General features: G+C 58.1%; 22 protein-coding genes. 6 read left to right on the forward strand and 16 right to left on the reverse strand.

Annotated features, from left to right (window positions below):
- Nucleotides 1-183: 183 nt before the first annotated feature.
- The 6 genes from WFP06_RS12575 to WFP06_RS12600 all read right to left on the reverse strand — a co-directional run bounded on the left by WFP06_RS12575 (nucleotide 184) and on the right by WFP06_RS12600 (nucleotide 5,576).
- The gene (locus WFP06_RS12575; protein ID WP_336987506.1) at nucleotides 184-1,539 is read right to left on the reverse strand and encodes an ammonium transporter; all 1,356 of its coding nucleotides are present in this window, start codon (nucleotides 1,537-1,539) and stop codon (nucleotides 184-186) included.
- 44 nt (nucleotides 1,540-1,583) lie between these two features.
- Nucleotides 1,584-1,922 (reverse strand): P-II family nitrogen regulator, encoded by a 339-nt coding sequence (locus WFP06_RS12580; protein WP_336987507.1) that lies wholly within the window; start codon nucleotides 1,920-1,922, stop codon nucleotides 1,584-1,586.
- Between the two features lie 139 nt (nucleotides 1,923-2,061).
- Nucleotides 2,062-2,775 carry an endonuclease/exonuclease/phosphatase family protein gene (locus WFP06_RS12585; RefSeq protein ID WP_336987508.1) on the reverse strand — a complete coding sequence of 238 codons (714 nt, stop codon included), beginning with the start codon at nucleotides 2,773-2,775 and terminating at the stop codon, nucleotides 2,062-2,064.
- Nucleotides 2,776-2,789: 14 nt separating this feature from the next.
- Nucleotides 2,790-3,347, reverse strand: a complete 558-nt coding sequence (locus WFP06_RS12590; RefSeq protein ID WP_336987509.1) for a pyridoxamine 5'-phosphate oxidase family protein — start codon at nucleotides 3,345-3,347, stop codon at nucleotides 2,790-2,792.
- A 36-nt stretch (nucleotides 3,348-3,383) separates the two neighbouring features.
- Nucleotides 3,384-4,907, reverse strand: a complete 1,524-nt coding sequence (locus WFP06_RS12595) for a peptide chain release factor 3 (protein ID WP_336987510.1) — start codon at nucleotides 4,905-4,907, stop codon at nucleotides 3,384-3,386.
- 48 nt (nucleotides 4,908-4,955) lie between these two features.
- Nucleotides 4,956-5,576 (reverse strand): TetR/AcrR family transcriptional regulator, encoded by a 621-nt coding sequence (locus WFP06_RS12600; protein ID WP_336987511.1) that lies wholly within the window; start codon nucleotides 5,574-5,576, stop codon nucleotides 4,956-4,958.
- 136 nt (nucleotides 5,577-5,712) lie between these two features.
- Here WFP06_RS12600 and WFP06_RS12605 point away from each other — a divergent pair, with 136 nt between their 5' ends.
- Nucleotides 5,713-8,055, forward strand: a complete 2,343-nt coding sequence (locus WFP06_RS12605; protein ID WP_419716251.1) for a TonB-dependent receptor — start codon at nucleotides 5,713-5,715, stop codon at nucleotides 8,053-8,055.
- A gap of 51 nt (nucleotides 8,056-8,106) precedes the next feature.
- Here WFP06_RS12605 and pheT read toward each other — a convergent pair whose 3' ends face one another.
- The 5 genes from pheT to WFP06_RS12630 all read right to left on the reverse strand — a co-directional run bounded on the left by pheT (nucleotide 8,107) and on the right by WFP06_RS12630 (nucleotide 13,681).
- The gene (gene pheT / locus WFP06_RS12610) at nucleotides 8,107-10,512 is read right to left on the reverse strand and encodes a phenylalanine--tRNA ligase subunit beta (protein ID WP_336987512.1); all 2,406 of its coding nucleotides are present in this window, start codon (nucleotides 10,510-10,512) and stop codon (nucleotides 8,107-8,109) included.
- Complete coding sequence (pheS, locus tag WFP06_RS12615; protein ID WP_336987513.1) at nucleotides 10,509-11,639, reverse strand: phenylalanine--tRNA ligase subunit alpha; 1,131 nt, start codon at nucleotides 11,637-11,639, stop codon at nucleotides 10,509-10,511. Before pheS ends, pheT begins: the two co-directional genes overlap by 4 nt.
- Nucleotides 11,640-12,164: 525 nt before the next feature.
- On the reverse strand, nucleotides 12,165-12,524 hold the full coding sequence (gene rplT / locus WFP06_RS12620; RefSeq protein ID WP_336987514.1) for a 50S ribosomal protein L20: 360 nt from the start codon (nucleotides 12,522-12,524) through the stop codon (nucleotides 12,165-12,167).
- 17 nt (nucleotides 12,525-12,541) lie between these two features.
- Complete coding sequence (rpmI, locus tag WFP06_RS12625) at nucleotides 12,542-12,745, reverse strand: 50S ribosomal protein L35 (RefSeq protein ID WP_336987515.1); 204 nt, start codon at nucleotides 12,743-12,745, stop codon at nucleotides 12,542-12,544.
- Nucleotides 12,746-12,910: 165 nt separating this feature from the next.
- Nucleotides 12,911-13,681, reverse strand: coding sequence for an inositol monophosphatase family protein (locus WFP06_RS12630; RefSeq protein WP_336987516.1), 771 nt, complete (start codon nucleotides 13,679-13,681; stop codon nucleotides 12,911-12,913).
- A gap of 76 nt (nucleotides 13,682-13,757) precedes the next feature.
- Here WFP06_RS12630 and WFP06_RS12635 point away from each other — a divergent pair, with 76 nt between their 5' ends.
- The gene (locus tag WFP06_RS12635; RefSeq protein ID WP_336987517.1) at nucleotides 13,758-14,717 is read left to right on the forward strand and encodes an AraC family transcriptional regulator; all 960 of its coding nucleotides are present in this window, start codon (nucleotides 13,758-13,760) and stop codon (nucleotides 14,715-14,717) included.
- On the opposite strand, the gene WFP06_RS12640 is transcribed toward WFP06_RS12635, so the two are convergent.
- A complete protein-coding gene (locus tag WFP06_RS12640) occupies nucleotides 14,714-15,649 on the reverse strand; it encodes a ribose-phosphate pyrophosphokinase (RefSeq protein ID WP_336987518.1) in 936 nt (311 codons plus the stop codon). The two genes, WFP06_RS12635 and WFP06_RS12640, sit on opposite strands and share 4 nt — an antisense overlap.
- A gap of 200 nt (nucleotides 15,650-15,849) precedes the next feature.
- Here WFP06_RS12640 and WFP06_RS12645 point away from each other — a divergent pair, with 200 nt between their 5' ends.
- Nucleotides 15,850-16,149: a barstar family protein gene (locus WFP06_RS12645; protein WP_336987699.1), complete on the forward strand. Its 300-nt coding sequence runs from the start codon at nucleotides 15,850-15,852 to the stop codon at nucleotides 16,147-16,149.
- Between the two features lie 72 nt (nucleotides 16,150-16,221).
- On the opposite strand, the gene glpX is transcribed toward WFP06_RS12645, so the two are convergent.
- Complete coding sequence (glpX, locus tag WFP06_RS12650; protein WP_336987519.1) at nucleotides 16,222-17,226, reverse strand: class II fructose-bisphosphatase; 1,005 nt, start codon at nucleotides 17,224-17,226, stop codon at nucleotides 16,222-16,224.
- Nucleotides 17,227-17,391: 165 nt separating this feature from the next.
- Between glpX and WFP06_RS12655 the strand changes: the two genes are divergently transcribed.
- Nucleotides 17,392-17,823 (forward strand): hypothetical protein, encoded by a 432-nt coding sequence (locus tag WFP06_RS12655; RefSeq protein ID WP_336987520.1) that lies wholly within the window; start codon nucleotides 17,392-17,394, stop codon nucleotides 17,821-17,823.
- 5 nt (nucleotides 17,824-17,828) lie between these two features.
- Here the strand turns inward: WFP06_RS12655 and WFP06_RS12660 are convergent, their stop codons facing one another.
- The 3 genes from WFP06_RS12660 to WFP06_RS12670 all read right to left on the reverse strand — a co-directional run bounded on the left by WFP06_RS12660 (nucleotide 17,829) and on the right by WFP06_RS12670 (nucleotide 20,501).
- Nucleotides 17,829-19,139 carry a homoserine dehydrogenase gene (locus WFP06_RS12660; protein ID WP_336987521.1) on the reverse strand — a complete coding sequence of 437 codons (1,311 nt, stop codon included), beginning with the start codon at nucleotides 19,137-19,139 and terminating at the stop codon, nucleotides 17,829-17,831.
- On the reverse strand, nucleotides 19,139-19,555 hold the full coding sequence (locus WFP06_RS12665; protein WP_336987522.1) for an acyl-CoA thioesterase: 417 nt from the start codon (nucleotides 19,553-19,555) through the stop codon (nucleotides 19,139-19,141). The genes WFP06_RS12660 and WFP06_RS12665 overlap by 1 nt, the downstream gene beginning before the upstream one ends.
- A 94-nt stretch (nucleotides 19,556-19,649) precedes the next feature.
- Nucleotides 19,650-20,501 (reverse strand): hypothetical protein, encoded by an 852-nt coding sequence (locus WFP06_RS12670; RefSeq protein ID WP_336987523.1) that lies wholly within the window; start codon nucleotides 20,499-20,501, stop codon nucleotides 19,650-19,652.
- Between the two features lie 336 nt (nucleotides 20,502-20,837).
- Between WFP06_RS12670 and WFP06_RS12675 the strand changes: the two genes are divergently transcribed.
- Both WFP06_RS12675 and WFP06_RS12680 read left to right on the forward strand, forming a co-directional pair.
- Nucleotides 20,838-21,533 (forward strand): energy transducer TonB, encoded by a 696-nt coding sequence (locus WFP06_RS12675; RefSeq protein ID WP_336987524.1) that lies wholly within the window; start codon nucleotides 20,838-20,840, stop codon nucleotides 21,531-21,533.
- A 79-nt stretch (nucleotides 21,534-21,612) separates the two neighbouring features.
- The gene (locus WFP06_RS12680) at nucleotides 21,613-22,431 is read left to right on the forward strand and encodes a MotA/TolQ/ExbB proton channel family protein (protein ID WP_336987525.1); all 819 of its coding nucleotides are present in this window, start codon (nucleotides 21,613-21,615) and stop codon (nucleotides 22,429-22,431) included.
- Nucleotides 22,432-22,481: the final 50 nt, after the last annotated feature.

Genomic DNA, 22,481 nt, shown 5'->3' on the forward strand with positions numbered 1-22,481 from the left:
ACTGGCACAGGGCGAAATCGGCGCAGGTGTTTCATCGATGCCACACACATCCCGCGCATTTGCGATGGCAAAAAAAAGGGGCCGGAGCGCCATGCTCCGACCCGTTCGAGTTTTTGTTCGCAGGAGGAACAATTTCTGGCGGGACCGGGGGAGAGAAATTTCCGGCCCCGCCAAACTGGTGTATCAATTGTAAGCGCGTTCTCCGTGCTCGCTGATGTCGAGACCATCGACTTCGGCCTCTTCAGAGACGCGCAGACCGATAAGTGCTTTCACGATCAGGCCGGCGATCAGTGTGCCGATACCGGCCCATCCGATCGTGATCAGAACGCTTTTCGTCTGGATCCAAAGTTGTGCGCTCATCGCGGTCGAACCATCGCCCGGTCCGCCGATGAATGGCTGGTAAACGATCGCGGTACCGATTGCGCCGACGATACCGCCGATACCGTGGATACCGAATGCGTCGAGCGAATCGTCATAGCCGAACCTCGCTTTGACCTTTGCGACTGCGAAATAGCAGACAGCCGAGGATGCGATGCCGAGCAGGATAGCGCCGAATGGTCCGGAGTTACCCGCGGCCGGCGTTACCGCGACCAGTCCGGCGATGACGCCAGAGCAGAAGCCCAAAGCAGAACCCTTGTGACCGACCATCCTTTCGATCACCATCCAGGTGAGCGCACCCGCAGCGGTCGCGACAAAAGTGTTGATCATCGCCAGACCGGCGCTGCCGTCAGCTTCGAGCGCGGAACCTGCGTTGAAGCCGAACCAGCCGACCCACAACAGGCCCGTCCCGATCATGGTCATCACCATGCTGTGCGGGGGCATCGGCTCCGTAGGATAGCCGCGTCGTTTACCCAGCAAATATGCCAGAACCAGGCCCGAAATACCGGCGTTGATGTGAACCACCGTGCCGCCGGCAAAGTCCAGCGCGCCGTCTTCGAACATCAGGCCGCCGCCTGCCCAAACCATATGAGCAATCGGGAAATAGACGATCGTCAGCCAGATCGGCACAAAGGCCATCACTGCGCTGAATTTCATCCGTTCCGCCGTGGCGCCCAAAATCAGCGCTGCAGTAATCGCGGCAAAGGTCATCTGGAAACTGACGAAGACGTATTCCGAAATCACTTCATCGGTGAATGTCGCCGCTGTCGTCGAAGCGTCCATCCCTGACAGGAAGTAGCTGCCGCCACTGACGAACAGGCCAAGTGCGCCCTCATAAGTGGTTGAGCCGAATGCAAGAGAGAACCCCCACATCACCCAAACCAGCATGGCAAGACAGGCAGTCGCGCCGATCTGGGTCATGGTGGAAAGCATGTTTTTGGAACGGGTAAGTCCGCCGTAGAACAGCGCAAGACCCGGAAGGATCATGAGCAACACCAGAATGGTTGCGGTCATCATCCAGGCGTTGTTGCCCGGATTGGCAACAGCGGCTGCCGCTTCGGCAACTTCTGCAACCTCGGCAACCGGCGCTGCAAATGCGGCGGCCCCAAAAATTAGTGACGCGCCGATTGCACCGGCAGCGCCCGCAATAGTACGGAACATTGATGTATCCCCCGTGACGGAATTCCTGATATTTGACGGCTGGTTCATAGTGCCGTCTCCCCGGTTTCACCGGTTCGGATGCGCGTTGCATTGGCCAGGTCGAATGCAAAGATCTTGCCGTCCCCGATGTTGCCCGTCCCGGCGACTTCCTGGATCGTTTCCACGACACTGGGCGCAAGGGCGTCGCTAACCGCGATTTCCAGCTTCACCTTGGGAAGCATGTTGGTGGTATATTCTGCACCACGATAAATTTCGGTCTGGCCTTTCTGGCGTCCAAATCCCTTTACTTCGGACACGGTCATCCCCTCGACACCGATCCCGCCTAGCGCCTCGCGCACCTCGTCGAGCTTGAATGGTTTGATAATGGCAATGATGAACTTCACGAGTCGCCCCTGCTGATCCGCCGGGCTAGTCCCCGACTTCGCAAGTGCAGCAAAAACCGTGCCAGTTGGAAATTATCGCCTGGTTACAGCGAGCCCTGTGCAACATCCGGTAATCAGCAGAGGGCTGCCCGCCCGATTCTTACGCACCTGCCTGTTTTTTAGGCAATGATAAATCGGCGTAGACGGGCAAATGGTCCGAACCCGCTGCAGCAAGCGCGCTATGGTGGACGCCGCTATCGTCCAACTGCCAATGCTGCGACGCAACAATGCGGTCCAGCCGTGCGACGGGTTGGCGCGAGGGGAAGCTTCGGCCCGGGGCGAAACATTGCCAGTCACGCCCGAATTCTGTCATCGCACCACTGCTGACGCCCCATTGGTTGAAATCACCCATCAGTACAGTGGGTTTGGCATCCGCATGGCCGTTGATATGATCCAATACGGTGCGGATCTGGTGACGGCGGCGCAAGCCGGACAGATCGAGATGCATCCCCACAACCCGGATATGCGTGCCATCCACCTCGAGATCGGCACGTACGGCACCGCGCGGCTCGATAGTGGGAATTTCGATGTGGTCGGCTTCGCGCACCTTCAGGTTGCGCCGGACCAGCAACGCATTGCCATGCCAACCCAGGCTCGGTGTGTTTCCGCCCAATTGAACCGGCTTCCAGTGGGTATCGTCGAGCGCGGCCTTGGACAGGACACTTTTGCGTATGCCAAACCGCGTATCGGCTTCTTGCAGCGCGATGATATCGGCATTCAGTTCGCGCAGAACCGTAATGATGCGGTCGGGATCGCGCACCCCGTCCACACCGATAGCCTTATGGATGTTATAGCTGGCGAATTTCAACTTCATTGCAAGGGTGGCAGCTATTCGCCTGCAATGTAGCGGTCGGTCGGCCGTGTCGGCAGCCCGTCGATACTTTCACGGCTGAGCGCCATCTTGGCAGCCCATTGCGATGGATTTGCCTTGGCATGATATCTTACCAACGTCGGACGTTCGGCCTGCATTTCCATAAAAGGGACCCCGTAACCGCACGATGTTTGCACGCTTTCGACATCAATATCGAAAATCTGGCGAGTTCCGGGCATCAGGGTGAAATGTTGTGCCAGATCAGCCCACCCATCATCCGCCGGAAGCACGGGTTTTCCATGGCCGTAAATTCGCAATATCAGCGCAGGCTGTTCAAAATTACAGAACATGACCGTAATCCTGCCGTCTACCAGCAAATGGGCATTCGTCTCGTTACCCGAACCACCGAGATCGAGATAGCCAACCCGCTTTGGCCCCAACACGCGAAAGGCATCATACCCCTTGGGGCTGAGATTGATCCGGGCGTCCGCTGCTGCAGTTGCCACAAAGAAGACCGGCTGTTTGCCGATCATCGCGATATGATCGTCTGTGAGATGTTCGCTAAAATCGGCCATCGGCAATGATTAAGCGAGACAGGGGCTTACGGCAAGTTAGCGTTCTTTCGTCGCCGAAAAAGTCAGCTCGGGGTTCTTTTCCTGCTGATAGTTCACGTCCCACACGCTTTTCGCCAGAAACACCAGATCGCCATCGCGGTCTTTTGCGAGATTGGAACGGTTGAACTCTTCAAACCGGTTCTTTGCTTCATCCGGGCCCTTGATCCAGCGCGCTGTATCGAAAGGCGCAGCCTCAAGCGCAGCATCGACCTTGTATTCGGCTGCCAAACGAGAAATCAGCACTTCCAGTTGAAGTTGCCCGACAACGCCCACGATGTGCTGCGCGCCCAGTTCCGGATAGAAAACCTGGATCACGCCCTCTTCGGAAAGATCGTCAAGCGCCTTGCGCAATTGCTTCGTCTTGGTCGGATCCTTCAACAACACGCGCCGCAGAATTTCCGGCGCGAAGTTGGGCAGTCCGGTAAAACGGATTTTGTCTTTCTCGCTCAGCGTATCGCCCACGCGCAAGGTTCCGTGATTGGGAATGCCGATGATATCGCCGGCTTCTGCGGTGTCGGCAATTTCACGGTCCTGCGCGAAAAACAGGATCGGAGAATGGATGGCAATCGGCTTGCCAAGGCCCGACGGTGTCAGCTTCATGCCGCGTTTGAAAGTCCCCGATACCTGCCGCATGAACGCGATACGGTCGCGGTGATTGGGATCCATATTGGCCTGCACCTTAAAGATGAAACCGGTAACTTCATCATGGTCAGGGTCGATATGGTCGTCCCCGGCCGGTTGCGGGCGCGGCGGCGGAGCGTATTTGGCGATCGCGTCGATCAGCTCCGTTACCCCGAAGTTCTTGAGCGCCGATCCAAAGTAAACCGGCGTGAGATCGCCATTCCGGTAAGCTTCGAGATCAAACGCGGGATAGCCGATTTGGGCCAGCTCTGCCTCCTCGGCAAATTCTTCAGGTAGCACGGCATCCGCTTCGCGTTTGCCGAGAAACTCTCTCGAGGGACCTTCGGGGCGCGCCACTTTGCCGGTGGTATAATCTAGAATGCCCTCGAATTGGCCGCCCATCCCGATTGGATACATTTGCGGCGACACGTCGAGCGCCAGCATATCCGCAATCTCGTCGAGCAATTCGAACAGCGGGCGGCCTTCGCGGTCAACTTTGTTCACAAAGGTGATAATCGGCACCGACCGCAATCGGCATACCTCGAACAGCTTGCGGGTCTGCGGTTCGATCCCCTTGGCGGCATCAATCACCATTATTGCCGAATCCACCGCCGTCAGCGTGCGATATGTGTCTTCCGAGAAGTCTTCATGACCTGGCGTGTCGAGCAGGTTGAAAATGATCCCGTCACGTTCGAAAGTCATTACCGACGAGGTGACCGAAATACCGCGCTGCTGTTCGATCTTCATCCAGTCAGATCGTGCGCGCCGCGCCTGGCCGCGCGCCTTTACTTCACCTGCCAGATGGATCGCTCCGCCTTGCAGCAGCAGCTTTTCGGTAAGCGTCGTCTTACCGGCATCGGGATGCGAAATAATGGCAAAGGTACGGCGCGTAAGGGTCATGCCGCGCGCCCTAGCGCCCGCGTCCCCCGTAGTCGAGTGCGGCGTGGCCTAGCGGGAAAGCCCCTGACGTAATAACATCACCATTCTGGCGGCAATCGTTTCCATATCGGCATCATCCTGCTGGACCCCGTAGCGCAGGCCAAGAAAGACGTTCATCCCCATAATTGCCCAGGCTTCGACCTCGCCGACTGTGCGGATTTGGTCCGCCTCATGCATTTCGGCTAGCCGGGTCTCGATACGCGTAGCCGTGGTGGCATAATGGTCCTGCCAGGCTTCGGGTGCGACAAATTCTGCCTCGTCGATGATCCGGTAGAGTTCCTTATGCTCCCGGGCGAAAGACAAAAAGGCCGCGAGCGCCTTGCCCTCACGCTCCAGCGAAGGGGGTTGTTCCGCAATCGCAGGGGCAACCGCATCACGGACGCTGCCTGACATATCCTGCACCAGCGCGCGGAACAGCACGTCCTTGGATGCGAAATAAGTGTAAAAGCTGCCCAGCGCGACACCCGCGCGCGAAGTAATCGACACAATCGAAGTTTCGTGAAAGCCTTTCTCGCCAAACCCGATTGCCGCCGAATCCAGAATCTTTCGTCTGGTCGCGCGCCCTCTTGCCGTGCGCGGCACGTGTGGTGCAGCCATCACCGGCTTTGATGCGGATTCCTCGTCGATCATGGCGCTAGCTTACTGTTCCCCGACAAAGACACAACACAAAACTTGAAAGTCGGTTCATCTTTCAATACAGGATCGCGATAAGCTATCGGGAGAAGCTGAAATGACACGAATCCGTATCGTATTCGCCGCGCAATTGATGGATGGCTGCGCACTGGTCGCCTTGGCAGCGATGGCTACGCCCGTTGCTGCGCAGGATCAGACGGAAACGTCTCCTGCACAGGCCGCACGGACCATATCGGCAAATGAGGGCGAAATTATCGTCACAGCACGGCGGCGCGAGGAACGGCTGATCGATGTCCCCGTCGCAGTCACTTCTCTCAGTGCCGAAACGCTGTCCAATATCGGCGCCAGCGACATCACGGCCATCGCCGAAAACGCTCCCAATGTGACGCTTGAAGCATCGCGTGCCACCAACTCGACACTGAGCGCTTTCATCCGCGGCATCGGACAACAGGATCCGGTGTCCGGCTTCGAACAGGGCGTCGGTATTTATCTTGACGACGTTTATCTCAATCGACCGCAGGCCGCTCTGCTGGATATCTATGATGTCGAGCGGGTAGAAGTTTTGCGCGGACCGCAAGGGACGCTGTACGGCCGCAACACCATCGGCGGTGCAGTCAAATACGTAACCCGGCGCCTGCCAGCCGATACGGCCGTCACGATCCGTGCAACCTACGGATCTTATGACCGGCGGGAGGGCGTCATATCAGCTTCCACACCCATCAACGACATCGTCCGCGTCGGCGCGGCGGTGGCCGGTTTCAACCGCGACGGGTTTGGCGAAAATCTGACGCTGGGCATCGACAATTACGACAAGAAAATGATTGCGGCGCGCGGCAATCTGGAAATCGGCGGCTACGGTGCGCCGGTCCTGATCCGGATTTCAGGTGACTATACCAAGGACAAAAGCAATCCGCGCGGCGGTAGCCGCCTGATCACCGGGTTGGCGTCAGGTGCGCCGGTGCTGGATGATGAATACGATACGCGCGGCGGGCTGGCCGATCCCAGGCAGGAAGTCGAAGCTTACGGCGTGGCGATGAACATTGCAGTGGATCTGAGCGATGCGCTGACATTCAAATCGATAACTTCATGGCGGAAAGATGATAGCCAGAGCCCGATCGATTTTGATGCGCTTCCAGCAGTCGATCTCGATGTTCCGGGGGCCTACTTCAACGAACAGTTCAGCCAGGAATTGCAGCTGGCATATGATGATGGTGACAAGCTGTCCGCGCTGCTTGGCGCTTATTACCTCGATGCCTCGGCGGACACGTTATTCGACGTCCGGCTGTTTCAAGTTTTCGCCGGGTTTACCGCGTTTACGCAAGCCAATATCGACACCGAAACCTATGCAATATTCGGCGACGTGACGAATGATCTGACAGACCAATTCAGCATATCGCTGGGCGGCCGGTACACGTGGGACGAACGTACGGCAGATATCCTCCGGCAGAATTATCTCGGCGGCGGATCGCCTGCTTTTGGCGGGGCGGGAATTCCATTCGGCAGGGCGAGCACGGATTTCGAGGGATCGCGGGACTTTAAGAAGTTTACCCCGCGCGCCTCGGTCAGTTTCAAACCGTCACCTGACCAGAATATCTACGCCAGCTACTCGCAAGGGTTCAAGGGTGGCGGCTTCGATCCGCGAGGGGTGGGCGTGAATGCGCCTGACACAGATGGCACTCCCGGGCTGAGCGATGCCGAGATTGCCGGCTTCCTCAGTTTCCGCCCGGAAAAAGTCGATAGCTACGAAGTAGGCTACAAGGGCAGCTTTGCAGACGGGCGCCTGTATCTGGCACTGGCAGGGTTTATCGCCGATTATACCGATGTCCAGATTCCCGGATCAGTGGCGTGTAACGTCGGCGGCATCGCCACTTTCTGCGGAGTGGTTTCCAATGCCGGTAAGGCGAGCTTCAAAGGCGTGGAACTGGAAACAGTCGCGACATTGGCAGAAGGTTTGGGCAGCACCGGTGACAGGCTGACACTTAACGGCTCGCTCGGTTATATCGACGCCGAATATGACGAATACATCACCAACATCGGCGGGGTCCCTACCGATGTGGCTGAATTCCGAGAAGTGCAAAATACTCCGAGGTGGACCGCCAGCGGACGCCTCAATTACACTGCGCCGGCCGGCAATGGCGACATATATGCCGGCGCCGGGGTCAGCTACCGCAGCAAAACCTATCAATTTGAGGTCCCCAATCCCTTTATTGATCAAAGTGCTTATGCGCTGGTCGATGCAAGCATTGTTTATAATGCCCCCGGCGACCGATGGAGCCTTGGCCTTTACGGCAAGAACCTGACGGACAAACGGGTCAAGACCTCGGGCTATGCTTTCATCGTGGTCGATCCACGCACCGGCGTTCCGGTTTTGAACGGCAGCGGACAGCCGCTCTCGGCGTTGGGCACGGAAGGCACTTTGACCGCATTCTATAACGAACCGCGGCAAGTGTTCGCGACGCTGACATTTCGTTACTGATTGAAATCGGCTCCAGCGGGCAGGCCGCTACCCGCAGGAGCCGATTATAATTTATCCGCGCAGTTCTGCGCCCAGCTTGGCCGCTGCTGACATAACCTTCTCTGTAACCGCCTTGAGATCGACATCGGCAAAGCTTTTCTCGCCTGGTTGAAGTGTCACCTCCACCGCGAGTGATTTTTTACCGTCGGGAACGCCTGCACCGCGGAAATCGTCGAAGATCCGCGCGCTGACAATGATCGATTTGTCTGCCCCTGTGACCGCCCTGACCAGATCGGCTGCGGGCATAGCCTCGTCCACCAGGAATGCAAAGTCACGAGTGACGGATTGTAGCGCAGGGGGTGCGTAGGCAGCGCGCGCAAATCTGGGTGGACCATTTTTTGCCGGAATGGCATCGAGGAATATCTCGGCCGCCACGACAGGGCCATCCAGATCAAACGCCGCCAGTGTCCGGGGATGCAGGGCGCCGAACCGGGCCAACACATTCTTCGGGCCAAGCCGCGCTGTGGCTGACTGACCAGGATGAAACTGGTAACCAGCCTCGCCCATGATTTGCAGCTTCGGCACCGGCGCACCGGCTTCGGACAATAACGCAAGCGCTTCGGCCTTTGCGTCGAACGCCCCGAACGGGACCGCCCTGCCGCCATCCGCCGAAGTGGACCAGCGGCGCGGTTCCTTCTCGCCCGCCAGCACCAGCCCCAGCGTCAGCCTCTCGTCGCTGGAGCCATCCGCATTGCGGAAATACCGGCGGCCGATTTCAAACAGCCGCAGCGATGTCGCGCCGCGATCCATATTGCGTTTAACCGCTGATAACAGACCGGGCATGATCGACGGCCGCATGGCCTTCATATCTTCGCTGATCGGGTTTTCGAGCACCCACAAATCCTGGCCCTCGACCGCAAAATGCTCCGCTTCGGCAACTGGCAGGAACGACCAGGTGATCGCTTCGTGCATTCCGCGCGACGCGGCAGCGCGGCGCAAACGGCGCTCCAGTTTCTGGACATCGGTTGCAGTCGGCGGTGCCACCCCGTCCGGCCGGTCCAGCGCAACACTTTCGACATTGCCAAGCCCGTGAATACGGACGATTTCTTCGACCAGATCGGCAGCGCCGTCGATATCGGGGCGCCAGGTTGGAGCGGAAACATTCCAGTTGCTGTCGGCATCAAAGCCCAGCGCGGCAAGGATCTCTCGCTGCCGGTCCTGCGAAACCGCCACGCCGCCCAGCCGTTGTGTCAATGCCGCATCGAAGGCGATAATCTTGCGCTCCAGCGGCGGGTTGCCTGCATGGACTATCTCTGACGGCTGACCCCCGCAAATGTCGAGTATCAGCGTCGTCAAAATTGCAAGACCGTCGTCAAGAAAAGCCGGATCGACACCGCGCTCGAAACGCGTGCGGGCATCGGACGTCAGACCAAGTTTTCTCCCCGTGGCGCCGATACGCTCGGGGTCGAAATACGCCACTTCGAGCAGAACGTCGGTGGTGGTTTCGGAACATCCGGAATGCTCGCCGCCCATAATACCTGCAATATCGTGCACACCGCGATCGTCGGCGATTACCGTCATGTTGGAGTCGAGCACATATTGCTTTTCGTTAAGCGCGGTCACGATTTCCCCATCCTCCGCGCGCCGGGCAAAAACAGCGCCGTTCAGCTTCGCCAGATCATAGGCGTGCGACGGGCGGCCAAAGGCCAGCATCACATAGTTGGTGATGTCGACCAGTGCCGAAATCGGGCGCTGGCCCGCACTGATCAGCCGGCGCTGCATCCAGTCTGGTGATGCACCATTGGTCACGCCCTTGATGCTGCGACCATAAAAGGCCGGACAACCTTCGGGATCGTCCGTGCGGATTTCAGAGGCACAAGGATGCGTGCCTTTAATGTGAGTGGGTACAAATGGCTTGAGCTTGCCCAGCCCCGCTGCAGCAAGATCGCGTGCGACGCCGAATACACCCATGCAATCAGGCCGGTTCGGGGTGATCGCCACATCGAACACCGGATCTGAACCTGAATAATCCGCGAAACTGGCGCCAACCGGAGCGTCGTCGGGCAGTTCGATGATGCCATCATGCTCATCGCCCATTTCAAGTTCGCGGACCGAGCACATCATGCCGTTGCTTTCGACGCCGCGAATGGCGCTTTTTCGGAGTTCCATGCCGTTTGCAGGTACGATCGCGCCGGGCAGACCAAGCACGCCTATCATCCCTGCTCGCGCATTGGGCGCTCCGCAAACAACCTGCAAAGGGTCGCCTGCGCCTGTATCGACGCTCAACACTTGCAACTTGTCCGCGTCCGGGTGTTTCCCGGCGGTAAGGACTTTGGCCACGCGAAAACCGGCGAACCGCTCGGCGGGATCTTCGATACCTTCAACCTCGATCCCGATTCTGTTCAGCTTGTCGGAAATTTCCGCCACGCTTGCATCGGTTTCGAGAAAATATTTCAGCCAGGACAGGGAAAATTTCATGCCGGTGCTCCCACGCCAGCCGAAAGTGTCGGCTGGTCAAATGGCGCAAATCCGTAATGATCGAGCCACCGGTGGTCGCCATCGAAAAACGCGCGTAAATCGTCCATTCCGTATTTGAGCATCGCGAGGCGGTCTACACCCAGGCCAAAAGCAAAGCCCTGATATACGTGCGCATCGAGCCCGGACATTTCAAGTACCCGGCGGTTGACCATTCCGCTACCCAAAAGCTCCATCCAGGCATGGCCGGGCGCATCGCCGCTGCCGCCCAGAACACGGCGGCCGTCTTCCATGGCAAAACCGACATCGACTTCGACCGACGGTTCTGTGAAGGGGAAATAGGACGGCCGCAACCGCAGCACGATGTCATCACGCTCGAAGAAGGCTTTCAGGAAAGTTTCGAGTGTCCATTTGAGATGGCCAAGATGGATGTTCTTGTCGATCACCAACCCTTCGATCTGGTGAAACATGGGTGTGTGCGTGGCATCGCTGTCGCTGCGATAAACGCGCCCCGGCGCGATAATGCGGATCGGTGCACCGCCGCCATGTTCTTTCACTATCGCTTGCATCGTGCGGACCTGCACGGGCGATGTGTGCGTGCGGAGCAGCATACGCGTGGCCCCGTGCTTGCCGCCTGCATTCCGGTCAGGGAAATAAAACGTATCGTGCATCGCGCGTGCCGGATGGCTTTCGGGCATGTTGAGCGCGGTAAAATTGTGCCAGTCATCCTCGATTTCGGGGCCGGTCGCAACGGCGAAACCCATATCGGCAAATATCTCTGCAAGCTCGTCCAACACCTGGCTGACCGGGTGAACGCTGCCGCGCGGACTTTGCCGAGCGGGCAATGACATATCGAGCGTCTGCGATGCCAGTTGCCGTTCAAGTGCCGCATCGTCGAGCGCCGACTTACGTTCGGCAATCGCGCCCGCAACCGCGGCGCGCAAATCCTGGATTTTCGGACCTTCTTTTTGGCGCTGTTCGGGTGTCATCTTGCCAAGCGTTTTGAGCAATGCGGATACCGATCCCTGCTTGCCGAGATATTCTACTCGCAATGCTTCCAGCGCATCGGCGGTTTCTGCCGCAGCAATCCGCGCGGGTGCAGTGGTGCCCAGCTGTTCAAGTTCACTCATTGTTACTATCCGAATTTCTGTTTCGCGCCCCCTCTATAAGCGGGGCAGCCGCTTCGCAACGTCTGTCCGGTTTTTGGGCAACTGGTCAGCGGTGCTATTTACGCCTCCCGATTAGCGAGGGGCGCAGAATGCAGTTAATGCTAAAAAAATAGCTACTGGCGTCGTATTCTTACAATAGTTCCCAAGCATTCCGATCTATCAGGCCCTTGGAGCCGTTAATTCGGCCAGAAAATTTCATGGTTTTTGGGGGGCAATTGAACCTTTGGGTTCTGACCGGAGACATGAAATTGTTCGCCGCCCTGCACGGGTGGGCGCGCGAACAAGAAGCGCGGAAAGTCTTTAGGCTTTCCGCGCTTCTTTATTGTTGGGCTTCAAGCGCTGGCAGTTATTTATGCGCCGCCCCATCGCGGCGTTGGCAAAACCAACCTGCCGCAATAAAATTTCCCTCCGCCAACCGGAAACCAGAACGGGCGCGAACCTTTGCTGGTTCGCGCCCGCTAATGACTTGCCGGAAAAGCCCCTAGCTTAAGCCGGGAGGGATTTCTTGGCTGCTGCAATCACCGTAGCGAAGGCCGCGCTTTCGTTCATGGCGAGATCGGCCATGACCTTGCGGTCAAGCTCGATGCCCGCGAGCTTTACGCCGTGCATGAACTGCGAATATGTCAGACCTTCAGCGCGGACAGCCGCGTTGATGCGGGCAATCCACAGCGAACGGAATGTCCGCTTTTTGATTTTGCGATCGCGATATGCGTACTGGCCGGCCTTTTCGACGGCCTGACGAGCAACGCGAATGGTGTTTTTACGGCGACCGCGATAGCCCTTGGCCTGATCGAGTAACCGTTTGTGTTTCTGGCGCGTGGTAACGCCGCGTTTAATGCGTGGCATGCGTTTCTACTCCTGCCTCAATCGAGCCCGTAAGGGGCCCATTTTTTCACTGCTGCGTGATCGGCCTTGGCAAGCACGTCGGTGCCGCGGTTCTGGCGGATATATTTTGCAGAGTGGTGGGTCAGACGGTGGCGCTTTCCAGCGACGCCGTGCTTGACCAGTCCTGTGGCAGTGAGCTTGAAGCGCTTCTTCACGCCGCTCTTGGTCTTCAGCTTGGGCATTTTTGTCTCCTGTTCGAAACACGTCCTGTCAGCCCTGGCAGCCCTATCGGCCAGGCCAACAAATGGAATCACGTGTAAGTGAAGAGCGCGCCTATATAGTGCCGGCGCAGGAAATCAAGCGATTCGGCGCCCAGTGACGGCCAGCGATGTGCTGCGCTGCGTACGTTATCGCATCGCCTCAAGCGCTTCTTCAAGCCGTGCGGGCTCACCCAATGCCAGAACGCGGCCATCGCTATCCGCATCAAGCGGATTGCCTTGCCAGTCGGCCATCAGCCCGCCTGCGCCTTCGACAATCGGAACCAGAGCAGCATAATCATACAATTTGAGGCCGGATTCGCAGACAATATCGATGTTGCCCGATGCGAGCAGTCCGTAATTATAGCAATCACCGCCCCAGATTACAGTCTTGGAAGTCTGCGCGGCCAACGACATGAACGCCGCAGCATCCGCGTCGGAAAAATATTGCGGTCCGGACGAAGCGAGCGTTGCTTCCGATAATTCGCGGCACGCGCGCACCCGGACGGGATCGCCGTTCAACGTGGTGGGTTTACCGATTTGCCCGGCCCACCGTTCACCGGCGACAGGCTGGTCGATGATACCCAGCACTGGCCAGCCGTCCTGTAGCAGCGCGATAAGCGTTCCGAATATCGGGCGGCCAGCCATGAAACTGATCGTACCGTCGATCGGATCAAGCACCCATTGGCGCCCGGCCCCCTCGTTCCGTGTCCCGTATTCCTCACCGATGATACCGTCATCGGCGGCGGCGCTTTCGAGGATGGCGCGCATTGCCGCCTCCGCGGCTTTGTCAACTTCGGTAACCGGCGAAGCATCGGCCTTGCGTTCATGTGACCAACTGCCGCGGAACCGTGGGCGGATCACGGCGCCCGCCGCGTCCGCCAACCGGTTCGCCAGGATCAAGTCTTTGGATAAATTCATGGTATTACCGCTTGCCTTTAGGCGCCCTGGCAGGTCAAGAACTTAAAACTCAAACCTAAGGCGGGCCGCGACCTACTTGTCTGACAAGCAATTAAACAATGATCCCTTGGGTGTCGTTTCGGCATTGGCCGCGACGCATGATGGTCAACCTCTGTCGTTTAACCGTGCTCCGGCAGAAGATTTGGCGCCGTGGGTCGCGCGCATCCACACAACCAAGGCAATCGTGGAGCCTGGACGCGTGATCATGTGCGGGATGTTCGCAGATGTGTCTGTGCTACGCCTATTATTGCAGGGCGACTGGCACGCGGAAACTGCGGATGGCCCCAAATTATTCAAGCGGGCTGCGCTGTATTTCGGCCCGCATTCGAAACGTATGCCGGCCAGCGTCAGAGGTGATTTCGCAACGGTTGCTATCGCACTGGTGCCAGGCGCGGCACACGCCCTAAGCGGCCTCAAGGTGACCGACTTCGTGGACCGTATCGTCGATTGCTCCGAAATTGGGCTTGATAGCCAGAATTTGCTCGGCCTCATCCAGGAAAGTGAGCCGCCAGACCAATGGCTGATTGCATTGGAAAATCATATGCGATTGGTCGTGGAACAGGCAGGCGGAGCCTTACCCAATGCAATCACAAGCGCATTTGACGCTGCAGCACTTGCCAATCCCAACACGAAAGTCGGCGAATTTGCGCGGCGCGAAGGGATCGAAAGGCGCCAGTTGGAGCGAATTATCAAGCGCGACTTTGGAATGCCTCCAAAGCAGGTCCTTCGCCGCGCCCGCATACTCGATATGGCCGCGTATCTTCGCGGCGTGGCCGACAGCGATGAAGCCGAGGAAATAGCGCTTCGCTATTTCGACCAGTCGCACCTTAACCGCGACTTCAATGCGCTGTTCGGGATGACCCCCATGCAGTTTGTCCGAACACCCCAACCACTCATGACTATCGCGCTCGAATACCGTCAGGCTCGCAGAGTAGAGGCACTAAAGCGGGTGCCGCCCGGTGATATCAAGCCTTGGCAAGCCTCCGCTATAGATTAGTCGAACAATGAACTGACGCTGCTTTCGTCGGCAATCCGGCGCACAGCTTCACCAACCAGCGAAGCGACAGGCAGGATCCGGATGCTCTTGGAATCCTTTGCTGCATCGGTTGGCAGGATTGTGTCGCAGATCACCAGTTCCTTCAGCGCTGAATCGTTGACGCGCGCGACCGCGCCGCCAGACAGCACCCCGTGGGTGATATAGGCCGCGACGCTGGCGGCACCTGCATCGAGCAAAGCCTGCGCTGCGTTACACAGCGTGCCGCCCGAATCGACTATGTCATCAATCATGATGCAATGGCGGTCCTTCACATCCCCGATGATGTTCATCACTTCGGATTCGCCGGGGCGGTCGCGGCGTTTATCGACGATGGCGAGCGGGGCATTGTCGAGCCGCTTGGCCAATGCGCGGGCGCGCACAACGCCGCCGACATCGGGCGAAACTACCATCAGATCCAAATCTCCGTAACGCGCCTGAATATCCGCAGCCATGACCGGCGCAGCATAAAGGTTATCGGTCGGAATATCGAAGAAGCCCTGAATTTGCCCGGCATGCAAATCGACTGACAGAACGCGGTCAGCGCCTGCCTCGGTAATCAGATTGGCAACCAGCTTGGCCGAAATCGGTGTGCGCGGACCAGGCTTACGGTCCTGACGGGCATAGCCAAAGTACGGAACGACTGCTGTAATCCGGCGGGCCGAGGCACGGCGCAGCGCATCTATGCAGATCAAGAGTTCCATCAGATTGTCGTTCGCGGGATAGCTGGTCGACTGGACAACAAACACATCTTCGCCGCGGACATTCTCGTGAATCTCGACGAAGATTTCTTCATCGGCAAAACGGCGAACGCTCGCATCGCACAGCGGCATTTCGAGATAAGCCGCAATCGCGCGGGCAAGCGGCAAATTCGAATTGGCGGCCATTATCTTCATGGTGGCAGGCTCCCGGGACGCGAATCCCCGTGTTGGTCGCTGGAATATGTCAGCGCAGGCTCTAGTGGCGCGTCATCACGCCCGCAACATCGCATGGTCCTTTGGTCGTGGATTAGGTCGGATCACAGGCGATTGACGACGCAAGCGTGAGAGGTCTCGCGAATGTCCACCATCGACCCAGTTGCGGACGTTTGGCTAAGGTGGCAAGACATCCTCATGAAGCTCGTTGTCTTGATGCTTCCGTGTGGAAGATACCGGAAGACTTCTACTCTGCTTTGTTGCCGGAGTTAGGCGCGCCAGATTGGCATGGTCGCAATCTCGACGCCCTTTCTGATAGTCTCAGCGGCAGCATCAATAGGTTAGAGCCACCCTTCTGCGTTGAAATTGTCGGCTTGGGCCACCAGCCAAAAGATATGAAAACATTGCTAGGGAATGTCGCTGCCGTTTTCAAAAACGCTCAAGCTGAGCACGGAGCTGACGTCTCGTTCAAAGCAAACTGACGGCGTCTGCCTCCAACTCAATCAGTGATATCGAAAGCCGGAGAGCTTTTACCTCACCCTCATAACCGGCTCTCAATCAGGCCGCGCACATGATGTCGGCCGGTGCTCACCTTTTACCCAGCGGACTGTGCCTGAACTGGCGCGCATGACGACGCTTTCGGTTGTCATCAATCCGCCGCGGCGGTGTTTTACGCCCTCCAGCAAAGTCCCGTCGGTCACGCCGGTCGCGGCAAAAATACAGTCGCCTTTGGCGAGATCTTCCAGCTTGTAGATCCGGTCGAGATCCGTGATGCCCCATTGTGCAGCGCGGCCCCGTTCGTCGTCATTGCGGAATAGCAGCCGTCCGTTGAACTGGCCGCCGACACAGCGCAATGCTGCTGCTGCGAGCACACCTTCGGGTGCGCCGCCTGTTCCCATATACATATCGATTGTGGTGTCGTCGTCGGTCACCGCGATCACGCCGGCAACATCGCCATCGGGGATAAGATAGATCCCGCAGCCAAGTCCGCGCAATTCCGTGATCAACTCTGCATGACGCGGGCGGTCGAGCACGCAAACGATGATTTCCGACGGCTTGACGCCTTTCGCAGCGGCCACCGCCTGGACGTTTTGCGTCGGTGATTTCTTCAGGCTGATAATGTCGTCGGGGTAGCCGGGGCCGACCGCAAGTTTTTCCATGTACACATCGGGAGCGTTCAGCAGACAGCCTTCTTCCGCTGCGGCCAGAACGGCAAGCGAGTTGGGGCCGGCTTTGGCGGTGATGGTGGTGCCTTCAAGCGGGTCGAGTGCAATGTCGATCTTGGGACCTTTGCCCGGCGCGCCGCCGACCTTTTCGCCGATGTAGAGCATCGGCGCCTCATCGCGCTCACCCTCGCCGATTACGACTGTCCCGTCCATGTACAGTTCGTCAAACGCCTTGCGCATTGCTTCGACAGCGGCGGCATCGGCGGCCTTTTCATCGCCGCGCCCGATCAGATAGGATGCGGCGATCGCCGCTGCCTCCGTCACGCGGACCATTTCCATTACCAGAACGCGGTCGAGCGCGTTCGTCGGCGAACATTTTGTCTTGTCATTCATAGGAAATTCAGCCCTCACATCGTGTGTGGGGGCGCATATAATGTGTCAGCACGCAGAGCAATGGTTGCGGCCAAGTTCGCCGTCGCCGAAAAAGGCTGCAAACACAGTTTGGAAAATTAATTGGCGGATCTGTTTGTTAGAATTGTTCCGTCAGCAGTTGCGGCCATGTTGTTTGTCTCTGCTTCTGCCATCCCCGCCGCCGCGCAGGACACCGGCCCTGCCAGTCCAGCCGGGGCAACCGCCGAAGAAGCACTGGCAGACGCCCGCGCCGCCTATGGCCCCGCCGATGACCGTGCCAGATGTCCCGAAACAAATGGTCAGGAGATTGTTGTCTGCATCGAACCACAAGACGATTCCGATTTTCGTGTCGAATCGTCCGGCGATCTTGACCCTGACGGCGCAGGATCGGATGACGGATTGCCTCGCGCACCTGACGTATTCGGAATTCCCGATATCGGCGGCGTCACCATTGCCGGCTGCTTCCTGCCGCCATGTCCGCCGCCGCCGGCATATATCATCGATTTCGATACCATACCCGAACCACCGGAAGGTTCGGATGCCGACAGGATATCAAGAGGTGAAATTCGCGCCGATTGATTAACTCAGTTCGACAGAATCTGCATAACCAGCGGCGGTGCCGTCAGGCTTGGAGAATCTTTTAACAGGCGAATAGCTTCGGAAACGCATTGCTCGCGGCCCTCGTGTGTGACCATCGCCACCAGAACTTCGCCGCCTTCGGCCTGACGCCCTTCTTGCAAGATGCTTTCGATGGATACGCCGCCATCGCGCATTGCCGCCGTTAGTTCAGCCAGCACACCCGGCCTGTCTGCCACAGTAAACCGAAGATAGGCGCGGTTGGTCCGGTTCCCCGGATCGACCGGTTCCATCGAAACCAGTTCGCCGACGGGTACCGAGAAAGCCGGCCCAGCCTCCCCCCGTGCGATATCGATCAGATCGGCCACAACTGCGCTGGCAGTCGGGCCATCGCCCGCACCGGCACCCTGAAACAGCAATCGGCCTGAAAAATTACCTTCGGCAACCACCGCATTGGTGGGGCCGTCAACATGGGCGAGGGGGTGCTTCTTTGGCACGAGATACGGCTTTACCCTCTGAAATAAGCGGCGGCTCCCGTCATCCTGGAGCTCGCTATCGGCCATGCCAATCAGGCGGATGACAAAGCCCAAAGCGTCCGCCTGGGCAATGTCAGCCGCCCGGATGCACGATATTCCGCCCAGGTCGACACTGCCAAAATCAACTCTCGAACCGAATGCAATCGCAGCCAGAATCGATAGTTTGTGCGCCGCATCCACCCCTTCGATATCGAACGTTGGATCGGCTTCGGCAAAGCCTGCTGCCTGCGCCTCGGCCAAAACGTCGGCAAAATCGGCGCCAGTGTGTTCCATCGCCGACAATATGTAATTGCAGGTGCCGTTGAGAATGCCATAGATCCGTTCGATCGCATTCGCTGCCGCACCTTCGCGCAGCCCCTTAACAACCGGTATGCCGCCCGCCACAGCAGCTTCGAATTTCATGGCGGTGCCCCTGGCCTCCGCCGCTTCCGCCAGCGCCAAGCCGTGATGCGCAATCATTGCCTTGTTGGCAGTTACAAAGCCTTTCCCTTCGGCAATAGTCTGGTGGGCAAGCGCCAACGCGGGCCCGTCAGCCCCGCCCACAAGTTCAACCACAACGTCCACATCGCTGCGAGCGGCAAGGGCAGCCATATCATCTTCCCAGGGATAGTCCGAAATGTCGAAACTCCGGTCTTTGCCCCTGTCTCTGGCGCTCACGGCGGTCACTTCTATTGTTCGTCCGGCGCGAGCTGCAATCAGCGCAGCATTTGCTTCAAGAACGCGGAGGACACCGGTTCCGACCGTGCCCAGCCCCGCCAGACCGATACGAAGATTCCCTACCATTATTTGTCCCCGTATCCGAAAGCTGCCCGCACCGATGCGGATATGCGCAAGGGTCTGCCCGAAGGCAAATCGACGTGAACCTGGACCAGTTCTATTTCTGCTCGCGCCTGATCCGTTGGCGGATCGTCCGCGCCGCGCAAGGTTATTCCGGTAACCATGCTGGTATTGCCGATATGCGTTACCTTGGCTTGACCGACTATTGCCTCATCAAGAAGAATTGGCTTGCGGTAATTCACAACCGATTTCGCGATGTGGAACTCGAGAGCGTCCTCGCCCATAAAATGGAGCCCGATATCGCGCCAGAACTCGGTCACCATCAGATCGGCATATTCCAGGTAACGCGAATTGAAGACCACGCCTTGCGGATCAACCTCGGCGTAGCGGACGCGGAACTTATGCGTGAAAGTCTTGGTCATGCCGCGCCCCTAGCGCGGCTGGCAGTCATTGGGGAACCAGTTTGTCTTTGCCGCGACTAAGCCTGACCTTCAGCCCTTTCGCAAACCAGCGATTTCACACCCTGTTGCGCGGGCATTGCCCCAGCTGTTCGATTACAAAGGCATAATCACGGATGGCGCGCGCACGCGATTCGCTATTGCGCGAAAGATTGGCCGTCCCGGGCAGATTTGCCGGGAGGAAACAGGCCAGCCTGTACCAGGCTAATGTACCGCTGGCAGGAGGACGCGCCGCCTGATCGACAATCTCGGACCACGACACACCCCAGGTGGGAGCCATGCCGGGCCGCCGAATGACCGATATGGATACCGGGCCATCCTCGACCGCATCCAGGAAAATCTGGGTTTCCGATTCGCCGGCCAGATTGCCGTCAATCGACAGAGCATCGCGAACACCTGAAATGGCGGGTCGCGCGCTAGGAGAAGCCAGTTCGCTCAGAATAGGCCGCAATCGCGAGTCGAGATTTTCATTCCACATCAATTGGCCATCGGGGGCGGAAAGGCGAATTTGGGACGTGCTTCCGGCTACCGGTTTGGCAAACAGCAAAACATCGCGCTTTTTCAGTTTTGGCGATTTGCCCTTTGCGTTTCGTGGCACGTCAACCAGATATTTCAGCGATTCGCCGACTGTTGCACTCCCGGTGATCAGCGCCGTAGTCTCCGCTTCCACGTAAAGCCGCACCCAATTCGGGCGAAGTCCCGGTGCCCGGGCCTCGTCAACCTCGACCTGCTTTTTTACAGTTGCCCGAAGCACGAGTTCGGCGCTTTGCGCCAGATCTGCCAGATCGGCATAGGTCGGAGCCGGACTTTGCGAGCTAAGTGATTGAGCTGAAACGCAAGATGGTAAACAAATCGTTGCCGCCGCTGCCGCGAAGAGCGGGCCGATTGCGGAATGTCTGAACCTTCGCATTAATATATTCCCGGTGATGATTCGTTTTATATCACGGAACTTACCGCAAGCGCGCTACGTTCCAACTCTATCCGGACTGAATTGGACGTTAACCTGAAAAGCGATTGCTAGAGGTTGGGTTCAACGCTAATGGTGGTGGAAGTTTGGGGACGATAAAATCAATTACGCCCCAAATGGCTCGTGCCGTAGTTACCAGCGATGAACGGGGTTTATGACCCTTGCGAATCGGTTAGTGACCGGCCGGGAGTTCATGGAATTGCTTGTCCTGCGGACCCGGTTTGCAGGATTGGCCATCAGCCCGTAGCGATTCGGGCAGATATGGAGAGATGGGACTGAATGGCTTATACCGACCAGGAAATGAGCGGTAATCGCATCGCGTCGATTGTCATCGTGGTTCTGATCCACCTTGCCCTCGGTTACGCACTCGTAAGCGGCCTCGCCTATTCGGCGGTCAAGAAGGCTGTTGAGCGTGTTACCACGGTAGATGTGGAAGAACCTGAAGAGCCACCGGAGCCTGAGGAGGAGCCACCTCCGCCCGAAGATATCCCGGAAACCGCGCCGCCGCCGCCAGTCGCGCCGCCGCCGCCGCTCAACGTTTCTACCAATCCGCCCAATGTGCGTACGACGGTAACAATTCCGCCGCCAGCGCCGCCAGCGCGTGTTATTCCGCCACCGGCACCACGTGGGCCGCCAGCGCCTCCGCCAGCGCCGCCGCCGCCGCCGCCACCGCGCTTCCAGCCCAAGGATGCGTCACCGCGCGGAAACCCGGCCAGCTGGGCCAACGTCAATGACTACCCACGTCGCGCACTTCGAGAAGAGCGTGAGGGGACCACGCGGTTCCGTGTTACCGTCGGTACAGATGGGCGGGTTACCGGCTGCCAGGTCACCGGATCGAGCGGGCATGCCGACCTTGACGAGGCAACATGCTCGAACATCACCCGGCGCGGCCGCTTCAACCCGGCAAAGGACGGTAATGGTAACGATACCACCGGCAGTTATTCCAACGCAATTCGTTGGGTAATACCCGATTAATAACAGGACTTCGGCCTTGCCCACGTCACGGGCACGGTCGCCGCTAGAAACTTAATTTCTGTCTGAGAGGACTATACACATGCTTATCAATCTTCTTGCCGCAGCGGGCGAAGCAGCCCCGAAAAACCAGTTTGGCTTCCTTGAGGCGATGGAACAGGGCGGCGTAATCGCCTGGTCCACCTTTGGTGTCCTCGTGATTATGTCCGTTGGCTCCTTCTACATTCTGTTCACAAAATATTTCGAGCAACAGAAAATTATCAAGCAGGGCCGCGACATTCGCCAGAACTTCTGGCGCGCGAACTCGCTTAAAGAAGGTTCGGGCAAACTCGAGAAGAACAGCGCATGGCGCCAGATTGTTGACGATGGCCTGGCTGCCGAAACGCAGTACGGTAAAATGGACGACGATCTCGAAGCGCATGATTGGCTTCACGGTTCGCTCGCCCGTTCCGAAGCATCGATCAACGCCAAACTGGCGGGCGGTCTTCCGTTCCTTGCTTCGGTTGGTGCTACGGCCCCGTTTGTCGGCCTGTTCGGAACAGTTGTCGGTATTTACCGCGCGCTGATCAATATCGGCCTCGAAGGATCGGCCTCGATCGACAAGGTTGCCGGCCCAGTTGGTGAAGCACTCATCATGACCGCGCTTGGTCTGCTGGTCGCGGTTCCTGCGGTGCTTGCCTATAACTGGCTGCAGGTTCGCAACAAGAAGATTGCCGGCGAACTCACCGGCTTCTCGACCGATGTTCTTGCCAACATCACCTCCAAGGGTGCGGTTCGTCCAGCGGTTGCAGCGCCCAAAACCGCAGCGAAGCCTACCACGCCAGCACGCCCAGCCACGACAGCTACAAATGTCGGCACAGGCGTAGGCGCCGGTACGACTTCGCCTGCCAAGAAGATCTGATCAAGCCAAACGTATCGCAGTCCGGCGGGCTGCCAAAATGCACCCGCCGG

Origin of the sequence: Altererythrobacter aquiaggeris, assembly GCF_037154015.1 — a bacterium.
GTDB classification, from domain to species: domain Bacteria; phylum Pseudomonadota; class Alphaproteobacteria; order Sphingomonadales; family Sphingomonadaceae; genus Aestuarierythrobacter; species Aestuarierythrobacter aquiaggeris.

Coding starts and splice junctions, on each gene's coding strand:
- WFP06_RS12605 (WP_419716251.1), top strand. CDS start 5,713: ATGGATGGCTGCGCACTGGTCGCCTTGGCAGCGATGGCTACGCCCGTT.
- WFP06_RS12660 (WP_336987521.1), bottom strand. CDS start 19,139: ATGGTAGGGAATCTTCGTATCGGTCTGGCGGGGCTGGGCACGGTCGGA.
- WFP06_RS12595 (WP_336987510.1), bottom strand. CDS start 4,907: ATGACCCTTACGCGCCGTACCTTTGCCATTATTTCGCATCCCGATGCC.
- WFP06_RS12585 (WP_336987508.1), bottom strand. CDS start 2,775: ATGAAGTTGAAATTCGCCAGCTATAACATCCATAAGGCTATCGGTGTG.
- WFP06_RS12680 (WP_336987525.1), top strand. CDS start 21,613: ATGCTTATCAATCTTCTTGCCGCAGCGGGCGAAGCAGCCCCGAAAAAC.
- pheT (WP_336987512.1), bottom strand. CDS start 10,512: ATGAAATTTTCCCTGTCCTGGCTGAAATATTTTCTCGAAACCGATGCA.
- WFP06_RS12670 (WP_336987523.1), bottom strand. CDS start 20,501: ATGCGAAGGTTCAGACATTCCGCAATCGGCCCGCTCTTCGCGGCAGCG.
- WFP06_RS12640 (WP_336987518.1), bottom strand. CDS start 15,649: ATGAAGATAATGGCCGCCAATTCGAATTTGCCGCTTGCCCGCGCGATT.
- WFP06_RS12665 (WP_336987522.1), bottom strand. CDS start 19,555: ATGACCAAGACTTTCACGCATAAGTTCCGCGTCCGCTACGCCGAGGTT.
- WFP06_RS12675 (WP_336987524.1), top strand. CDS start 20,838: ATGGCTTATACCGACCAGGAAATGAGCGGTAATCGCATCGCGTCGATT.
- WFP06_RS12630 (WP_336987516.1), bottom strand. CDS start 13,681: ATGAATTTATCCAAAGACTTGATCCTGGCGAACCGGTTGGCGGACGCG.
- rplT (WP_336987514.1), bottom strand. CDS start 12,524: ATGCCACGCATTAAACGCGGCGTTACCACGCGCCAGAAACACAAACGG.
- WFP06_RS12655 (WP_336987520.1), top strand. CDS start 17,392: ATGTTGTTTGTCTCTGCTTCTGCCATCCCCGCCGCCGCGCAGGACACC.
- WFP06_RS12575 (WP_336987506.1), bottom strand. CDS start 1,539: ATGTTCCGTACTATTGCGGGCGCTGCCGGTGCAATCGGCGCGTCACTA.
- WFP06_RS12590 (WP_336987509.1), bottom strand. CDS start 3,347: ATGGCCGATTTTAGCGAACATCTCACAGACGATCATATCGCGATGATC.
- WFP06_RS12600 (WP_336987511.1), bottom strand. CDS start 5,576: ATGATCGACGAGGAATCCGCATCAAAGCCGGTGATGGCTGCACCACAC.
- glpX (WP_336987519.1), bottom strand. CDS start 17,226: ATGAATGACAAGACAAAATGTTCGCCGACGAACGCGCTCGACCGCGTT.
- rpmI (WP_336987515.1), bottom strand. CDS start 12,745: ATGCCCAAGCTGAAGACCAAGAGCGGCGTGAAGAAGCGCTTCAAGCTC.
- pheS (WP_336987513.1), bottom strand. CDS start 11,639: ATGAGTGAACTTGAACAGCTGGGCACCACTGCACCCGCGCGGATTGCT.